The organism is Shewanella sp. 30m-14 (assembly GCF_052977125.1).
On the sequence record NZ_JBRILW010000037.1, the window covers coordinates 13,139 to 30,764 of the forward strand.

15 protein-coding genes are annotated in these 17,626 nt (G+C 45.7%); 9 read left to right on the top strand and 6 right to left on the bottom strand.

The genetic code is table 11. The features are described from left to right. Positions 1-396: 396 nt before the first annotated feature. Positions 397-1,290: a penicillin-insensitive murein endopeptidase gene (gene mepA / locus ACVBIU_RS19390; RefSeq protein ID WP_447162367.1), complete on the top strand. Its 894-nt coding sequence runs from the start codon at positions 397-399 to the stop codon at positions 1,288-1,290. Positions 1,291-1,429: 139 nt separating this feature from the next. Here the strand turns inward: mepA and ACVBIU_RS19395 are convergent, their stop codons facing one another. The 3 genes from ACVBIU_RS19395 to ACVBIU_RS19405 form a co-directional block, all read right to left on the bottom strand. Then, on the bottom strand, positions 1,430-3,715 hold the full coding sequence (locus ACVBIU_RS19395; protein ID WP_447164561.1) for an aminotransferase class V-fold PLP-dependent enzyme: 2,286 nt from the start codon (positions 3,713-3,715) through the stop codon (positions 1,430-1,432). Between the two features lie 228 nt (positions 3,716-3,943). Continuing rightward, entirely contained in the window at positions 3,944-4,492 is a 549-nt protein-coding gene (locus ACVBIU_RS19400) for a protein tyrosine phosphatase family protein (protein ID WP_447164562.1), read from the bottom strand. Between the two features lie 34 nt (positions 4,493-4,526). Continuing rightward, positions 4,527-4,988 (bottom strand): YhcH/YjgK/YiaL family protein, encoded by a 462-nt coding sequence (locus tag ACVBIU_RS19405; RefSeq protein ID WP_447162370.1) that lies wholly within the window; start codon positions 4,986-4,988, stop codon positions 4,527-4,529. Between the two features lie 207 nt (positions 4,989-5,195). On the opposite strand from ACVBIU_RS19405, the gene ACVBIU_RS19410 reads away from it, so the two are divergent. The 3 genes from ACVBIU_RS19410 (at position 5,196) to ACVBIU_RS19420 (ending at position 8,049) form a co-directional block, all read left to right on the top strand. Then, positions 5,196-6,251: an alpha/beta hydrolase gene (locus ACVBIU_RS19410; RefSeq protein ID WP_447162371.1), complete on the top strand. Its 1,056-nt coding sequence runs from the start codon at positions 5,196-5,198 to the stop codon at positions 6,249-6,251. 163 nt (positions 6,252-6,414) lie between these two features. Then, a complete protein-coding gene (locus ACVBIU_RS19415; RefSeq protein WP_447164563.1) occupies positions 6,415-7,008 on the top strand; it encodes an LON peptidase substrate-binding domain-containing protein in 594 nt (197 codons plus the stop codon). Positions 7,009-7,110: 102 nt separating this feature from the next. Then, positions 7,111-8,049, top strand: coding sequence for a pseudouridine synthase (locus tag ACVBIU_RS19420; RefSeq protein ID WP_447164564.1), 939 nt, complete (start codon positions 7,111-7,113; stop codon positions 8,047-8,049). Positions 8,050-8,432: 383 nt separating this feature from the next. Here the strand turns inward: ACVBIU_RS19420 and ACVBIU_RS19425 are convergent, their stop codons facing one another. After that, the gene (locus ACVBIU_RS19425) at positions 8,433-10,319 is read right to left on the bottom strand and encodes an alkaline phosphatase D family protein (RefSeq protein WP_447162374.1); all 1,887 of its coding nucleotides are present in this window, start codon (positions 10,317-10,319) and stop codon (positions 8,433-8,435) included. Positions 10,320-10,660: 341 nt separating this feature from the next. On the opposite strand from ACVBIU_RS19425, the gene ACVBIU_RS19430 reads away from it, so the two are divergent. The 3 genes from ACVBIU_RS19430 (at position 10,661) to ACVBIU_RS19440 (ending at position 13,628) form a co-directional block, all read left to right on the top strand. After that, positions 10,661-11,962 (top strand): sensor histidine kinase, encoded by a 1,302-nt coding sequence (locus ACVBIU_RS19430; protein WP_447162375.1) that lies wholly within the window; start codon positions 10,661-10,663, stop codon positions 11,960-11,962. After that, positions 11,962-12,510: a response regulator transcription factor gene (locus tag ACVBIU_RS19435; protein WP_447162376.1), complete on the top strand. Its 549-nt coding sequence runs from the start codon at positions 11,962-11,964 to the stop codon at positions 12,508-12,510. Before ACVBIU_RS19430 ends, ACVBIU_RS19435 begins: the two co-directional genes overlap by 1 nt. A gap of 140 nt (positions 12,511-12,650) precedes the next feature. Beyond that, entirely contained in the window at positions 12,651-13,628 is a 978-nt protein-coding gene (locus tag ACVBIU_RS19440) for a sensor domain-containing diguanylate cyclase (protein WP_447164565.1), read from the top strand. Positions 13,629-13,736: 108 nt separating this feature from the next. Here the strand turns inward: ACVBIU_RS19440 and ACVBIU_RS19445 are convergent, their stop codons facing one another. Continuing rightward, positions 13,737-14,651: a LysR family transcriptional regulator gene (locus tag ACVBIU_RS19445; protein WP_447164566.1), complete on the bottom strand. Its 915-nt coding sequence runs from the start codon at positions 14,649-14,651 to the stop codon at positions 13,737-13,739. 99 nt (positions 14,652-14,750) lie between these two features. Between ACVBIU_RS19445 and ACVBIU_RS19450 the strand changes: the two genes are divergently transcribed. Together ACVBIU_RS19450 and ACVBIU_RS19455 are read left to right on the top strand one after the other, a co-directional pair. Beyond that, a complete protein-coding gene (locus ACVBIU_RS19450) occupies positions 14,751-15,110 on the top strand; it encodes a hypothetical protein (protein ID WP_447162379.1) in 360 nt (119 codons plus the stop codon). Positions 15,111-15,151: 41 nt separating this feature from the next. Beyond that, positions 15,152-16,246: an alkene reductase gene (locus ACVBIU_RS19455; protein ID WP_447162380.1), complete on the top strand. Its 1,095-nt coding sequence runs from the start codon at positions 15,152-15,154 to the stop codon at positions 16,244-16,246. 77 nt (positions 16,247-16,323) lie between these two features. On the opposite strand, the gene ACVBIU_RS19460 is transcribed toward ACVBIU_RS19455, so the two are convergent. Next, positions 16,324-17,472: a putative sulfate/molybdate transporter gene (locus ACVBIU_RS19460; RefSeq protein ID WP_447164567.1), complete on the bottom strand. Its 1,149-nt coding sequence runs from the start codon at positions 17,470-17,472 to the stop codon at positions 16,324-16,326. Between the last annotated feature and the right edge of the window lie 154 nt (positions 17,473-17,626).

Genomic DNA, 17,626 nt, shown 5'->3' on the forward strand with positions numbered 1-17,626 from the left:
AGCTGAAAGTGAGTCTTCTACATTACGTTTTAGGACGGTTAACTAGAATCAAATTGCGTCTCAAATACTCGTTTACAGTCGAACACTCAAGAGTTGAGCTATTGGCCCGCAGAGCGACTCCCCTTTAAAGGCTCTACTTTAAAGCTATTCTTCAAAGGCTATCTTTTAAAGACTCTGATTCAAAAATATCCTTTAAATTCCTCTTAAAAAACTACCCATCAAAAATCCCCTCTGTAAAACCTACTGTAGCGATCATTATTTAGCTTACGCTGATGATAGCGCTGTAATCTCAACTATCTTTTATGGAGTGAGCCAAAATGCATTTATAGAGTGAATCAAAGTGGGTTGACTTAGTTTATGCATTCTAAAGTAACCATCGCCATAGGGAGATAAGGGATGTTAGCGAGCCGATTGTGGAAGATCACCGGGCTAGGCGTACGCCGATTTGTAGGCTTGAGCCTGTTTGTTGCATCGATGGCGGCGGCAAATCCTTGGGAAGCCGTGGGTACCACTTATGGTACTCAAGCCAGTGCCATTGGCAGTTATGCCAATGGGTGTTTGAAGGGGGCTCAAGCGCTGCCACTGGTTGGCAAAGGTTATCAGGTTATTCGTACCGCAAGACAGCGTTATTATGGTCACCCCAGTCTGATACGATTTATAGAGGGTTATGCTACCAAGCTTAATCAGCAAGGCTTCAGTGATATTTTGGTCGCCGACATGTCGATGCCAAGGGGCGGCAATTTTACTAAGGGACATAGCAGTCATCAGATAGGGCTAGATGTTGATATTTGGTTGAAGCAAACGAGTCAGCCGTTAACAGAGGCTGAGCGTGAGCAGCCTACCCCCCTTAAATTGGTCAATAAGAAGCAGTTCAAACTTGATACTCAGGTATGGTCTAAGGCGCATACTCAAATGCTAAAGCTGGCCTCAGAAGATGAACGTGTTGCAAGGATATTTGTCAGCCCCGTGATTAAGCAACACCTTTGTGATCTGCGCTTAGCTAATGATTCCTGGCTGAATAAGGTTCGTCCTTGGTGGGGCCATACCTATCATATGCACGTTAGACTGAGTTGCCCTGATGATAACCCTTTTTGCCGAGATCAAGCGGCGATCCCCAGCGGCAATGGCTGTGGTGAGCTGGGCTGGTGGAAACAACAGTTGACTCAAACTCAGGTTGAAAAACCGAAACCGCTTGCGTCTAAATCAACTGCGACAGCAGAAGCTAAGCCAAAAAGCAAAAAAGCTAAGGTTAAACCTAAGCAGTGTTCGGTGATGGTCGCGGCAAAGTAGTAGTGATTTAATATGTTAATTTGCCCGTAAAAAGCCCCTCGCAGTTATCCGCAAGGGGCTTTTTAATGCGCTTAATCTTCTAAGCCATCACTGAAGTGCTTAAACCTTATGCTGCCGATAACGCTAGGCGCAACATAATTTAATGATTGAGCGCATAGCCGCCTTTAAGGTGCGAGATCTGCTCGAAGCCTAATCTTTGCATCGCTTGTGCAGCGATCATCGAGCGGCTACCGCTGCGACATACCAGTACCCAAGGTTTGTCTTTTTGGTGTTGATGTTCTTGAATAAACTGTACTAGCCGAGTCAAAGGCACATTTTTATTTGAGCCATCGGCATGGTTGAGAGCATATTCATGGGGCTCGCGGATATCGATTATCCGTACCTGACTATCATTATGCATCGCTGCCGCTAGGCTATTGGAGTCATATTCTTTGATGGCAGACTTATCACAGCTGCCCACGTAGGCACCGCACATAATTTCTGTCCCCACTTCATCATTTAGGTGGCTATCGAGCTGCGCTTTACGTACCACAAAGTCCGCTTCAGATATTTGCTGCGTTAATACCGCGTTAAGCAGCGAATTACGCATCATCTCTGCGCTGAGATTGGTGGTGAACTCATTATTGTAATCATGGCTTGCGCAAATGAGCGTATCGGGGCTGAGGCTGTTTTTGAGTCGTTTTAGGCTGCTAAACAGCGCCGAACTTGAGCTCGAATCAAAATTGGTTCGACCTAGACTTCCCATTAAAATCGTATCGCCAGTAAAAGCATACTGAACCTGCAGTTGCTCACCTTGCTCGCCTTGCTCAGCTGCACAGAGGAGTAAGCTTATGCTATCGCTGGTGTGACCCGGAGTCGGCACTTTTATTAATTGCTGTGAGCCAATCGTAATCGCCTCATACTCCCCGCCAAATTGCTCGATGGTTTGGCTCTGATAAGGCCAGCCTAAAATATCGCTATCTTGCTCGGCTAAGTAACGGTTAGCTAAGACTTCACGCCCAGACACATGATCGGCATGTCCGTGGGTGTCGATAATCGCAACAGGGGTGAGTTGCTGGCATTGCAGCAGTGTATCAAGTCGGCATTGCAGCTCTGGGAGCGGGTCAATAATGATTGCTTGTTTACTAACTTTATCAGCATAAACCCAAGTGCAACTAGCGCCAGAACGCAGCTGTAATAAGCCATCTAACTCGGCTTTGTCTGTCGTATCATTCGCGATGTCGACAACTAAGCAGCTTTGGGTTAAGGCTTGAGAGGCCATTTTGATGCGCTCACAAGCAGTGTCTACATCAGCTTGGGTCATGGCTGGCCCGAAAGACATTCGAATGGCAGACTCGCTTTGCCAAGCAGGTAAGCCCATGGCATCGAGTACAAAGCTGCGGGTGACCTTAGAACTGCAGGCTGAGCCTGAGCTGACACGAATATTAGCGGCATCAAAGAGGTCCATGATCTCTTTGCTACTGAAGTTAGGTACGGCAAAGTTAATTGTCGTTGGCACACTATGTTCAAAACTATTATTAAACACCACCTGCGGAAAACACTGAGTCAAGGTATCTGCAAGCTGCTGTCTGTAGTTGTGTAGTGCCTCGTTGTTACTAAACGCAGAGTGTTGCTTAGGTAGTAGCATCTTAAATATCACGTCAAGTGCGGCCATCCCTGGTAGGTTCTCAGTGCCTGAGCGTAAACCACTTTCTTGGCCTCCTCCTGCAATAAAAGGCGTGAAAGGTGCACCTTCTCGGATATAAACAAAACCTATCCCCTTTGGTGCGTAGAGCTTATGGCCGCTAAATGGCGCGTAATCAATGCTTGTTTGTTCAAGATTGAGTGCAGTTTTACCTAGGGCTTGCACACAGTCGACCATCCAAAATATAGCAGGATTACTGCTACGGATAGTGTGCTCTAACTGTTGTAGGTCTTGAAATACGCCAGTCTCATTATTAACAGCCATGGTACAAATCATCAGCGCACTGGGAGCTTGTTGGCGAATAACATCATGATCGAGTAGGCCAAAACGATCGACTGGAATAGCTTTTACCTCAGCTGGTATATCTAGCACCTTAAGCCAATGTTTGAGAGATTCGGGCACCGCTTTATGCTCGGTGGCGCCATAGAGTACGCTGTAGCTTTTCCCCGCTTGTATCTGAGTCTTCGCCGCAATCAGCGCTGAAAGGATCGAGGTTTGGATCCCTTCTGTTGCACCACTGGTAAAGATGAGCTTACCCGCACCACTACCGAGTGACTGTTGCGCGTGTTGACGGGTTTGCTCCATCAGATTTTTGGCTTTTAGGCCTGTGATATGGCTGCTACTTGGATTACCAAACAAGGTTTCCATGGCTGATAGCGCAGCGGCTGCAGCTTCAGGTAAGACTGGTGTAGTGGCATTAGCGTCAAGATAGATTTGAGTTAACTCATTTAGTTTATTCATTATTCATGGCTCTTATTTTTATAATTGTGCCGTTAAAATACTGTTATTCTTTTTTGGTATAACTAATTCTGCTTGGCTATATTAGCAGCTTGGCAATAATGATCAAGATCACAAATTTGACAGCTTGAGTTATGGCTAATGTGAAGAGAAGAGCTTATCGCTAATAAAAAAAGCGCCCGATTGGGCGCTTGTTAGAATTGATGAGAGTTCGGGCTTGAGATGACACGCTTACTCATTGATATTCGCTTTTACCTGTTCGATAAGGTTTGCCCATTGAGGGTAGTCAGCTAAGGCTTGAGTTAGCTCGCCCCAAGGTGTCATCACTTTTTGTTGATAAGCAATAGAGTCGCTGTGGCCGTTCTTTAATAGATAAAGGTAGTAAAACGCAGATGCCCGATAGTTTGCCGCGCAGTGCACTAAGATCTGCTTACCTTGATTAGCCTCCATGATGCTAAAGAAGCGGCCAACATCATCTATTGTTGGGTTTTGCCAATCAACATTAATTCCTTCATAGTCCATACCAGCTTGAGTGACCAGCTCAGCTTCATTGGAGTACCCGTTAGGGTTTTCTGTTGGGATTAAGTTGATCACCAGCTCGATACCTGATGCTTTTAGCGCTGAAAATTCAGACTTCTTAGGTAGACCGGACGTTATGACCTTGCCATCATTAAATTGTATCGCTTTTATTTGTTGTAGCTCGTCAGGCGTGATGGAAGCCATAGCGAATGGGCTGAGAAAGCTAAGTTGCAAAACAATGAGTAAACTGACAAAGCGCATTATTCTATCCTTGAAATATTGATACTGACTGCTATTAAACCTTAACTTTAATGACCACTTTTCTCACCTTATTTGCGTTAGCACCAGTGCCTGGCATATGGATATCACCAGGGAAAAACAAGGCAAACATACCTGCTTTTAGTGGAATAAAAGCGGCGTCATCTTTATTCGATTCATAATCAAAATTAGCGTAGTCGTGTTCGCCATAGTATGGCTTCGACGGGGTTTGGTTAGCTAAAGGTAGGTAACCGAACTCCTCTTCGCCACTCACTACATATTGCACATCAATATACTGCTGGTGGACTTCAAATGCTTCAAGTTCTTTAGGCTGGGTCTGGTAATCATTAACGATAACAAACAAGTTCTTGCCTTCGAGTTCATATTTACCTACTTCAAGCAGGCTAAAATCGGTCGTTGCAAGATGCTCAAGGGCTTTAGCAATTTGTGGGTTAATCGCAGCATAGATGTCGCGGTTCGCTAACGTATCAACAATCATGATGTTTGCTCGCAGTGGTCGAATCTGACCAATTAATTAGTTAGACAAAAGCACGCCAATAGACGCACCGTTTATAGGGCGAAGTGTAACGCTAACTTAAGTTAGGCGATACAAGATAATACTTCCTGTTGCGTCGATTAAGCATCAAGTTTAGGGTATGACGTAGACTGATTGAAACTGAAAATAATTAACCGAATAAGGATGAGTGTGTCTGCATTACGATTTATCGCTGGGCCAAAGGCTTTTAACACTCTGAGCGAGAATGGATTTAAACCTGAACTGTTTTCACGCTTGCTGGCAGCCTCGGGCGGGCCTAAGTGGATCGGTATTGCTGGGCTCGACCGCTATCTTTTTACCGAGTTCTTTAAAGACTTAAATCAGCCGCTGCATACTCTCGGCGCTTCATCGGGGGCGTGGCGACTGGCATGTCTAGCGCAAGCTAATCCGCAATCAGCTTATGACCGATTAGAAGCGCTTTACATTGGTCAGCGTTACGATACTAAACCGACAGCAAAAGAGGTCTCTACTCAGGTTGCAGGCATTATAGAGGGATTATTGGGGAGTCGCGGTGCGGTTGAGATTGCTGGACATGAACAGATCAATAGCCATTACATTGCGTGTCAGGCAAGGCACCTTAACCAGATGGGTGGACGTGGACCATTAGCTTTGGGGCTAGCGACTGCTGCCATGACCAATTTTGTTAATCGAAAGAGCCTATCTTGGCACTTTAAGCGCTGCGTTTTTGGTGTTGATAAAAAGTGCTCCCCTTATGCCGACCTTAACGATCTGCCGAGTCAGTTTTACTCGTTATCAGAAGCTAATATGCATCAAGTCTTGTTAGCGACAGGCTCTATCCCTTTGGTGCTGTCTCCGGTTACCCAAATTGAGGGGGCGCCCAAAGGGCACTATTACGATGGTGGCATTACTGATTATCACTTTGACTTGCCCTTACAACAGAGTTCAGGCCTTACTTTATACCCACATTTCTACCCTAACATGTCACCGGGCTGGTTTGATAAGTCCTTGTCTTGGCGGTTGGCGAAAGCCAATTATGACAATGCACTTATCTTGGCTCCCACTCAGAATTACTTGCAGGGTTTGCCCTATGGCAAGTTACCCGATAGAGAAGACTTTAAGTACTTAGACACTGATAGCCGAATTAAGTATTGGCGTCAATCCGTGGCGATTAGCCAAGTATTAGCTGATGATTTAGCTGATGTTATAGCTAAAGGGACCTTACTACAGCGGATTGAGAGGTTATAGCCTATCTGCATGTTTGTGTAATAAAGCCCATCGTTTTCCTGTCTATTAGGTAGGGAGAAGCTTGGTGTTGTGTGCTGGCTGAAATTTGTTCAGCTGCTACACTTTAGCTTTATTGACATAAGTCAAAATACTGTGGCCTACCTATTAAAGGGGGGAGGTTATTATGCAGACACAAGAAATGGCGTTATTAACCCATGACACCTTGTTGTTACCCGAAGGGCGTTTGGAGATCCGTGTGATCGATCCACGCTATCTGAGCATGATCGCTGAGATCCTCAAAGGTCATTACCCGCTTGTTTTTGGAGTGGGGAGGGAAAATAGTAGCCTACCTTGCTATGAGACGGCGACTCAATGTGAAGTGATCGATTTTAATCTGCTTGATGATGACTCTTTAGGTTTAGTGATTGAGGGTAAGCAAAGAGTGAGAGTACTGTCGGCTGCGCAACGAAAAGATGGTATTTGGATCAGTCGCGTACTACGTAGCAATAATTGGCAACATGAGCCCATTTATGGTGAGTTTGAGTTAATTAGCGCCGCCCTAGAGCAGTTTTATGAAGTTAACCCGGATCTATTTGGTTTGTATGAAAATGACGTCCACCTTGAAGATGCGTCTTGGGTGAGTCAGCGCTGGTTAGAGGTGCTGCCTCTTTATAATCAAGATAAGCTGCGCTTACTTGACCAGCCAAATTGCCACAAGACAATGAATTTTGTGCTGGAGTTAATTAAATCCCATGCTAGGGATAATCAGCACTCTTAAGTCATTTTGATAATAGGCACTTTTTAGTCGATTTTGATAATAGACTGCTATTTGCTAAAGTAGCGCCACTTTTATTATGCATACCTCTATATTTTGAGTCTTATGAGCTCCTCTGTTCGCGCTACCCAAGCCTCCTATGTGGTGTTACCGGAAACAGTAACCGATAAACCCACAGTGTTTAGCTTCCTCATTAGTCAGTTTCCCACAATCGCCAAAGCCGTGTGGCAAGCACGTATTGTTGAGGGAAAAGTGCATTGGCGCGATGGCACGCCCATTACTCTAGATACGCCTTTTGCCCCTCGCGAACGGGTCTATTATTACCGTGAAGTAGAGTGCGAATCTATCATCCCCTTTAAAGAACAGGTTTTACTACAGACGAATGCGTTTATGCTGGTATTTAAGCCTCATTTTTTAGCGGTGAACCCGAGTGGTAACTTCGTTAATGAGTGTTTGGTTAACAGGTTGCGGATAAAGACCGGGAACCAAGAGATAGTGGCGGCTCATCGCCTAGATAGAGCGACAGCGGGCGTGATGCTGCTAAGCCTAAATAGCGATACTCGACATGACTACCATGAGTTATTTAAGCGTGGCGAGATCTGCAAAACTTATCAAGCGATAGCGCCCTTAAATGCTGAGGTTAACTCACTGATAACCCAAGGCGCATTAAGTCTTCCTATGGCATGGACGGTTAAAAACCGTTTGCAGAAAACGGTTCCAAGTTTTCTGATGTGCATTAGCGAAGGTGAGGCCAATAGTCACTCTACGATCCGCTTAATAGAAGTGCATAATGGTTTTGGCCTGTTTGAGCTTGAGCCTATCACCGGAAAAACCCACCAACTAAGGCTACATATGATGAGTCTCGGTATGCCACTTTTAAACGACAGACTTTACCCAGAATTACTCGATAAAGCGGCCGATGATTTCGCGGCGCCGCTGAAATTGATGGCGAAGCGCTTATGCTTCACCGATCCCATCACTCACGAGTATATCGATGTGAGTTGCGAAGGTTTTAACCTGCAAAATGAAGTACAAAATCTATAGCTGTTTTACGAACTTATTGATTGGCACGCTCTTGCTAGAACCTAGAACCTAGAACCTAGAACCTAGAACCTAGAACCTAGGACCTAAAACCTAGAACCCGCTAGCATTCAATTCCAGCATTTAACCTTTGCGCCATGAACAGCCTAGAGCACTCGCATGCTCGTTTCGAGGACGCTTCGCGGCTAGAGCGGACTTCGTCCTGCTATACAGTCAAAAGGCGACATAAATACCGACCTAAAAACAGGCATCGCTTTTATCTTCTCTTTCTTTTGCTTGTTGTCTTGGCTTTTCCGTCTTAGCTTTCTAGGCTTCTATCGGCCGTTAGGGCTTTGCTTTTGCCTAGGAACTAGGATCTCTAACCTGCTTTTCCTAAGACCTAGGTTCTAATGCCTCGGCGGTAAAAACTCGGTTTCACTCATGTCGGAATGTAATACGCCTATTTTGGTGGGGGCACCCGTTGCTGCAATCTCTACAATGCCAATACCACTATTATTAACTAAACGCTTGCTGCGCTCGCCATTGGGGCGTCTGCCTCGAATGGACATACGCTTGCGCTTAGTGAAAAAGTTAAGTGGCGAGAAGTGACCATATAGCCAGCCGTTAAATTTGTCGAAAACGGGGAGTAGCTTTTCTGGAAATTGATTCTTAAAGCCACTGCAGGTGATTTGGTAAATCTGTGGCCCACCATGACGAAAACGAATACGTACATCATAGCTAAACGAGTAATGCACATCGCCCGATAAGATGATGAACTGCTCAGGTGTTTTTCTGTGCTGAAAGATACTCAGTAAGGTATTGGCTGTGCCTGGGTGAGCCATCCAGTTTTCAGCATCAACCAGTAAAGACCCACCACAAAGCGTGGCGACTCGTTGTACTGTCTCAATCAGCTTTACGCCATACATAGGAGCTGGCGATACTATGATGACATTAGGTTGATTGACTAACTCCGCTTGAAACTCCATTAAGGCTTCCCAGTCCATTAGCCCTGATGGCTTACCTAGGTTCGACTCACTGCGCCAGCGTCGAGTACGGGTATCGAGCACTAACAGTTTAGGTGTGGTTTGTAGGCTGTAATGCCAACGTTCGAAGCTAAGTAATTTATCGATAAGGCTATCTTGGGACTCTGCATTGGGATGCTTAAAAAATCGATTTAACTCTGGAGTGATGTCGTTATCGAAACGCTTGGGCGCATTGCCAAGCCCTTGGAAAAGTGTGTAAGCAATCAGTGCATTACCTATTATTCGTTTTGAAAAAGCATGGTTGTATGCGGCGAGTTCCCATCTAGCTGTGAGGTTCCAGTCATCGGTGATATCGTGATCATCGAAAATCATATAAGTCGGCACATGTGCCATTAAGCGCCGAACTTGTTTTAAGCCTGCTTTAAACGCTAAAAGATGGGTCCACTCTCTCTGCCACCTTTGATTATTGACCTTGCTTAAGCCGATAACATCTTTTGGGATCTCAATGAGCTCCCAAAGCTCTGGTGACCAGTAGAGTAGGTAGAGCGCCATCAACTCATTGAGACTGACGAGGTGGTTTTCAGCGATTGATGAGGTAAAAATAGGATGGTTGATGTACCAACGAGCAATGAGCGTTTTAGCCTTGTATTGGGTTTTAGGTAATAAATGTGTATGACGACGATACATGGCGGCAGGCTGGTAACTAATATGGCTGGAGTCAGGCAGTGGAGCATCGACAAACTGTTCTTGCTGCAGATCAAGCAGCTTAATAACCTCGCCAATGGCATAGAGCATAGGCCCCGCAATATCATCAACATATACCTGATCTCCACTCATCATAAGTAATGCGGGGCGATCTGAAATCTCTTTACACTCTAGTAATTGGGTATCGGCGGCGACTAAGGCGTCACTGCTATGATGATGTGCGTTACGGCATGAGCCGTGCATCAACTTATCGATTTGGGGCTTGATGGTAAACCGGCATGCTTCTTCTCCGGGATAGGTTAACCCATCAATCTGATGGAATAGTTCACCTATTTCGCTATCAAAAAGTCGATACTCAAGGGCGATATCTTTTGGTAATAGTCGGTCTTGAGACAGACGGAGCAGATATTGGTATGCGTGTTTCCCAAGTGGGATGCAGTGGACTTCACAGTCGTTTAACTCGCGGTCAAATTCGGCGCCAATTAACGTTAAACGTAACCTTGATAGAGGTTGTTTACTAACAAACCATAAAGTGAAGTGCTGCTCATCGCAATGGCGCAGCATTGGGCCAGCAATAATGAGCGGAAGAGAGTGTGCTGATGGCATTAAAACGCTCTGCAGTAAAAGTAAGCTTTCTCAAGAGTAAACCAGTGCTTAGCGGAAGAAAACCCCTTATGCTAGCTCGTCAATATGCTCGTTGATGTTTGAGTGCTTATGTATATTATTGCAGTGGCAAACTCTTTATTCCTGTGACTCCCGCCACAGATAACGCTCAACACCAGCGGTGTAGCGCATTAAGCTGTGAGCGACTTGCCAGTTTAGCGAGTAAAAGCACGCTATCTTTTAAGGTTGGAATCGCAACTGCCTTTGAGCAGCCAGCCTCCGTAACGCAATGGCTGGCTTAACGATAAAAATCGATAAAACAATAAAAATAAAGAATGATCATCATGATGAATACGCGCTTTAAAAACTTACTCATACGCAATCTTGGTGCCACCGATCAGCTAGCCTTGCTGAGATTCGGAGCGTTGCTATTGAAGATCGGCTTGACCTTTTTTGCTGCCGATACCTTTGGCTTATCTCTTACTAGCCCAGTCTTATACTGGGGGATGAGTTTAGAAGCGCTCTATCTAGGTGTTACTTTTTGGCATCGAGGTTCAATTGCTCGTCTAGATAATGGCTTTTTCATCGTCTTGCTAATCGATACCCTGTTTTGGATCTCCTGGCTTTATTTTACAGGCGGGGCAACGAATGCATTTATCTCTTTGCTGCTATTACCCATTGCTATTGCCGCGGTTGTTTTACCCCAGTGGGCCCCCTGGGCTTTGGCACTTTTGTCGACCTTTGCCTATAGTTTGATGATTTTTTCAGTGCCCGAGAGTCAGATGAAACACCATGGTATGGATATGAGCTCTCATTACCTTGGTATGTGGTTTAACTTCTTGATCTCGGCATTGGTACTGACCACCAGTGTGGCCTATATTGCTCAGCGCATGCGAAAGCAGGAGGTTGAGCTAGGTTATATGCGCGAGGCACAATTACGCCAAGAGAGGTTACTGGCGCTGGGGACTGCTTCAGCGCAGATGGCGCACCAATTAGCGACGCCATTAGCGAGCTTACGTTTGCTGGTGGATGAAGCAGTGGAAGAGCAGAGTAGTGAGCCTGAAATATTGCAAGAGATGAACACCGCCATCGTGCGATGCGAGCAAACACTCAACTCGCTGCGAATGGCAACAGAGTCTATTCGAGAGCAGAGGCTGAGCTTGTTGACAGCCAATGAATTGTTAGCCACGCTGCAGCAGCAAGTATTGTTATTAATGCCTGAAATCACTTTAGAGCTGAAGTACCTCAAAACGCCAACAGATATCGCTGTTGATCAGGTTGTAATAAAAACCGATGCCAGCTTACTTCCAGCCCTACTGGCGTTGGTCGAAAATGCCAGCAGTGCAAGTTTGGCTCACATTGGTGAAGCCAAGGTTGTTGTGTCGGCGCTGATAGCGACAGAAAGTGACAGTTTATGTATTTCGGTTAAAGATTTTGGCGCGGGGATCCCCAAAGAGATGCAATTACAATTGGGGCGTAAGTTGATCGAAAGCGAAAGAGGGATGGGGATGGCATTGCTCCTGAGTAACGCAAGCTTTGAACGTTTGGGTGGACAGTTACTACTTGGCAGCGCAAAAGAGGGCGGCACGGTTGCTGAGGTTTGTTTTCCTATCAGCCAGAAAATGTTGACACAAGGAGCGGCATAATGACAAATAAGCTGCTTATTATTGAAGACGATACAGCCTTAGCCAGTGTATTAGCTCGACGCTTAACTAAGCAAGGATTCGAGTGTCGCCAGAGTCACGATGCCAGCCAAGGTTTATTATTAGCGAGGCAGTTTCGTCCAACTCACGTGTTGTTAGATATGAAGCTAGAGCAGGAGAATGGGCTAAAGCTTATTTCACCCATCAGGCAACTATTACCGAATGTGGTGATGGTATTGCTAACCGGTTATGCCAGTATCGCCACTGCTGTAGAGGCTATTCGCCTCGGAGCCGATAATTACTTGGCTAAGCCTGTTGATACCCAAACTTTGCTAAATGCACTATCAGCCACAGCAGTCGAGAATGGGAGCGAGCCCTTAACTGAAGAGCCATTATCACCAAAACGCTTGGAGTGGGAACACATTCAGCAGGTGCTAAATGCCAATAACGGTAATGTGTCTGGTACAGCTCGTCAGCTGGGAATGCATCGACGCACTTTACAACGCAAGTTATTAAAAAAACCTACGGCGGATCATCGTGAGGTGTCATAGCGTAAAGCTTAGCGTTTTGTAATGGAAATCGATTTTGTTTGGCATAGTGATGGTTTAAATGGGAGAGTTTCGGTGTAATGTATTGATGTAGGGTTATACTGTACGCAGAGTGGCATCAATACAGAAAGTAGCAATTATCTATGAAAAACTCCCCCGCTTTTGCGACCGATACTTTTTTGCTCGACAATCCTAATGACTTAATTTCGTTAGATAAGTGGCAGAAAACGGTTAATTTACTTGCCAAGTTGTTCGATGCGCCAGCAGGCTTCTTAGTGCAGTACACCAAAGAAGGTTTCCAAGTCACAATCTCCAGTGAGCAGGAATCTAACCCCTACGCTTCGGGTGTGGTCATTGAGCCAGAAGTAAACATTTTTTGCCGCAAAATAGTCGAGACGGGTCAGGCATTATACGTCAACAATGCTGTGTTAGATCCTTGCTGGGATAGCAACCCTGAAGTCCATAATGATGGCTTTCGCTCTTATCTTGGCGTACCGGTGTTTTGGCCTTGTGGTACAACGTTTGGCACGTTCTGCGTGATGGATTATAAAGCGACTGACTATCAAAAAACTTACATTGAATTGATCGCTCAGCTTAAAGAACTTCTAGAGTCGGATCTTGCCTTAATTGGTAGCTATGCGCAGATGCAGCAATTGGCCATCACCGACTCACTATGCAACATCAACAATCGACGTGGTTTTAATATATTGGCGGAGCAACGTATTAAGCTTGCCAAACGCACCAATAGTTTGCTCTGTTTGCTCTATCTCGATATTGATCAATTTAAGGCCATTAACGATCAACATGGACACGGAGTCGGCGATGCTGTTCTACAAGAGGTTTCGCGGGTATTAAGCTATACGGTACGTGAAGCCGATGTCATTGGCCGCTTTGGTGGCGATGAGTTTGTCGCTCTGGTAGCGATAGAAAATGGCGTAGGATTAGACAAGCTGAAGCAACGCCTTATAGCTGCCTTTGAGCAATGCGATTACTCTGAAAAATTACCCAGGTTTACAGTCTCTATAGGTAGCTGTGTGGTAGATGAGTCTATCGATATTGAGCAACTGCTAGATGCCGCTGATCAGGATATGCTTAAACGTAAACAATGCCCTGCTGGATAAAATAAATCCTGAGTCACTCAGGCGATAAATGCTGTGGATATTCAGTTTGCCGTTAAAGGGAGCTTGTTAGCTTTGTTATGCAAAATGTTTGCTAAGGTTAGGAGTGCATTAACCCGGCAGCGGATACAGTTTGGCAAATGTTAGCGACTTTTGCCTTAAAAAGTCGATAACACTTCTCACTTTATGGCTGGGGTAATTCGTTTGTAAGTACACCAATTGCAGTGGCGTATTTACCGCCAGGTGTTCAGGAAAAAGTAAGACTAATTTTCCTTGATGCACTGCCTTAGCCACATCAAACCAGCTTTTGTAGGCTACCCCTTTTCCCGCTAAAGCCCAGTCTTGAATTACCGCGCCATCGTTACAGCTATTGCTTGCTTTTACTGCTACTTCGTACTCTTTTCCCTTATGACTAAATAGCCATTTATGCCAAGGTGTTATGCCGCGGGTAAGGATTAGTGTTTTGTGATTAATCAGCTCTTTGGGATGCGAAGGAACACCGAATTTTGCCAGATATTCGGGAGATGCTACGGCGACTCGCGGCATCATCGCCAGTTGGCGCCGCATTAAGTTTGAGTTCTCTAGCTGACCATAACGCAAAGCTAAATGTACATTCTGGTTGATCAAATCAGCCATTTGATCGCTGAAATATAGGCTTAACCTTAGTTCTGGTGCTTGTTCACAAAACTCATCTAACCACTCTCTAACCAAGTTGCGACCAAGATCTGAGGGGAGGGCTATTTTTAGCTCACCTTTGAGTTCTCCACGATTATCGGCTAAGACAGCTGCTGCGCTATCGAGCAGCTGTATTGCTTCTCGGCCAGTTTCAATAAAAACATGGCCCTCTTCAGTGAGTGTCATCTGCCGTGTAGAGCGGGCAAATAGCAAACAATCCAACTTTTTTTCTAGACGTTGCAGCGCAGCACTGGCCGCTGCAGGTGTCATACCGAGTTCTCGCCCTGCGGCAGATACACTTTGTAAGTCGGCAATACGGATCGCAAGTTGTAGATCGTTGAGATGATACATATCAAATATTTTTTGAAAATGATTTTAATACTAGCCTAATTATCAAAATAAGTTAACGGGGATAGACTGAGAACATTGATGGGACGCTGGAGACGCACAATGGCAATTCGCTTTAATCATCTCAATATTGTGGCTGCTGAAAACAGCAAACTGCAACATTTGCTGGTGGACATCCTAGGGCTGAATGTTGGCTATCGACCGGAGTTTCCCTTCGGCGGGGCTTGGTTGTACCAAGGTGATAAAGCCTTGGTACACATTATCGAATCTAAGCGTGTACAGACTTGTGAATTTGGTCATATTGCTTTTGACGTGGATATGAATTTACCGGTGTTGACTCATCAACTGAACCAATTATCACTTAAATACAATGTGCGTCAGGTACCTGATAGTGCAGTGCTACAGGTTTTTATCAAGCTTGATAAACTCGTTATAGAGCTACAAGTTATTGATGAAAAATAGCAATAATTATTGGGTACATTTACGCATCATCAGGAGCTATTATGAGCCTTTTCACCCCTTACAATAAATCATCATTATCGCTGAATAATCGTATGGTTATGGCACCTATGACGCGCTCGAGAACAACCCAGCCGGGTAACACTCCGAATAAAATGATGGCCACTTACTATGCCCAAAGGGCATCAACGGGTTTAATCATTAGTGAGGCGACGCAGATCTCAGCTGATAGCCAAGGCTATTCGTTCACTCCTGGTGTTTACACGCAGCAGCAAATCAGCGGTTGGCAATTAGTCACAAGTGCTGTGCATCGAGCGGGAGGCAAAATCTTTAATCAGCTATGGCATGTGGGTCGAGTATCACACCCGGTGTTTCAACAGGGGGAAGCGCCAATCGCCCCCTCTGCCATCAAACCGACAGATACTCAGGTTTGGGTGGTCGATGAAGCGCATCCAGATGGTCAGATGGTGGATTGTCCGACGCCAAGGGAGATGGGGCAAACCGATATTGAGCGTGTTGTTGCTGATTTTGCTCAAGCGGCTACAAACTCGATTGATGCGGGTTTTGATGGGGTAGAGATCCACGGTGGTAATGGTTATTTAATTGATCAGTTCTTACGCACAAATTCCAACCATAGGAGCGATGCATATGGTGGTTCACCACTAAAGCGGGTTCAGTTTCTTTTAGATATTGTCAGCGCGGTCAGTGAAAAGATTGGCTCAGACAAAGTGGGAGTTCGCCTCGCACCGTTCGTTACCTTTAAAGATATGGCCTGTCCGGAAATCGTTGAGACGATTTTACTGGCGGCCCAAGAGCTGGGCAAAATGGGGATTGCTTATGTGCACCTTTCAGAAGCTGATTGGGATGATGCTCCGCAGATCCCTGAGCGTTTTCGCATCAAGCTAAGACAAGTGTTTAGTGGCACCATTATTGTGGCAGGGCGCTATGATGTAACGCGTGCCAGCGCGGTGATTGAAAAAGGTTATGCCGATCTTGTGGCCTTTGGTCGCTCATTTATAGCCAACCCAGACTTGCCTTATAGGTTGCAGCATCAACTACCCTTAGCGGAGTTTAACAAAGGCCCACTGTTTGGCGGTGGAGCAGAAGGTTATATCGATTACCCAGCCTATAGCGACTAGCTAGGTTTATCGGTTAATAACCAAAAGGACGCTTATGCGTCCTTTTGGTTCAGAGTGGCTGCAAATAACAACTGACTTTAGTGCTTAAGGTCGGAATACAGATGCCATTGGCGTCGGCCCATCTCCAGCACAATACCCGTTGCTAGGCCTGCTGCGGTATTGACCTGTAAGCAGAGCGCTGCAGTGGCTAAAATTACGAAAATACAGAAAGGCTTACCGTCGATAAAGCGCTTAGACCAAGCTAGTTGTGTGCCTGCTATCGCCAGCAAACTACCTAATATCGCCAATGGGATCAGCGACAAAATAGACGCAATCCCCTGGCCCCAAAAAGCGGCGATGAGTAAACACGTTGAGCCAAAAATAGTAGGGGCTAACCAGGTGCGGGCGCCAAAGTGGTATTGCACTGCAAGGCCGCCAGCGCCGTGGCACATGGCGCTGGCACCAAACGGAGCGAGTAATAAATTAGCCCAGCCTGAGCTAGTGGCAAAGCGTTCTGGTGCAAAATTATCTTTAGCATCTTCAGGGAATTTCTCTTTCGCCATCGCAGAGGTGGCAATCACAGCATTGGTTAAGGTCAGTGCCAGTTGTGGCAGCACAAGTAAGCCCGCAGCAGAGCTCCATTCATCGATGCTTGGCCAGCTTAACAGCCATGGCGAATATACTGAAAGGTTAAAGCTTGGCGCAGTGCCACTATTGAGCTGCCAGAGAATTCCCAGCACCAAAACTAGCGGCATCGCAAAGTAACGCATAGGTAAAAACTGGCTGGCAAATAACGCAGTAAAAGCGACAAAACCAATCAGCCAGGTTTGGCTCATCATCTGGCCGCCGAGCCAAATAAGTTGCAGGCCAATGGCTAATTGAATACCAATACTGATGGCGGGGGATAACTGTTTTGCCATCCAAGTTATTGCGCCACTGTAGGCTAGCACTAATAAAATGATCCCCATCAACATACCACTGGCTTGCAGCATACCTGGGGTGAGTCCTTGGGCAATCACTAATGCGGTGATCACTTTCATCGGTTGGATTGGAATTGGGCGGCGATAATAAAAAGCGGTAAATAGTGCAAATAAGCCAAAGCCCATAAAGATCCCTTGTGGGGAGAAATGGTTTAAGGCGATAAGGCCAAGCACTAACGGGAGAAAGGTACCTAAGTCGGCAAAGGCGCCGCTAAATTCCCCTGAATATTTGTTGAGGGTGTCAAAGGGTGTTGTCTTACATCTCATAAAGCTTGCCGTAGGAAATAGTCACTGGGACATCGCAAGATTAATGCCAAGAATTTAATGACAAATACGCCGTAAAAGCCGATTGAGTAAGCTATATTCCAACGCAATAGAGACAAGTTGGCACATGCCGCTCAATCTTATGGTCAATAGGTCT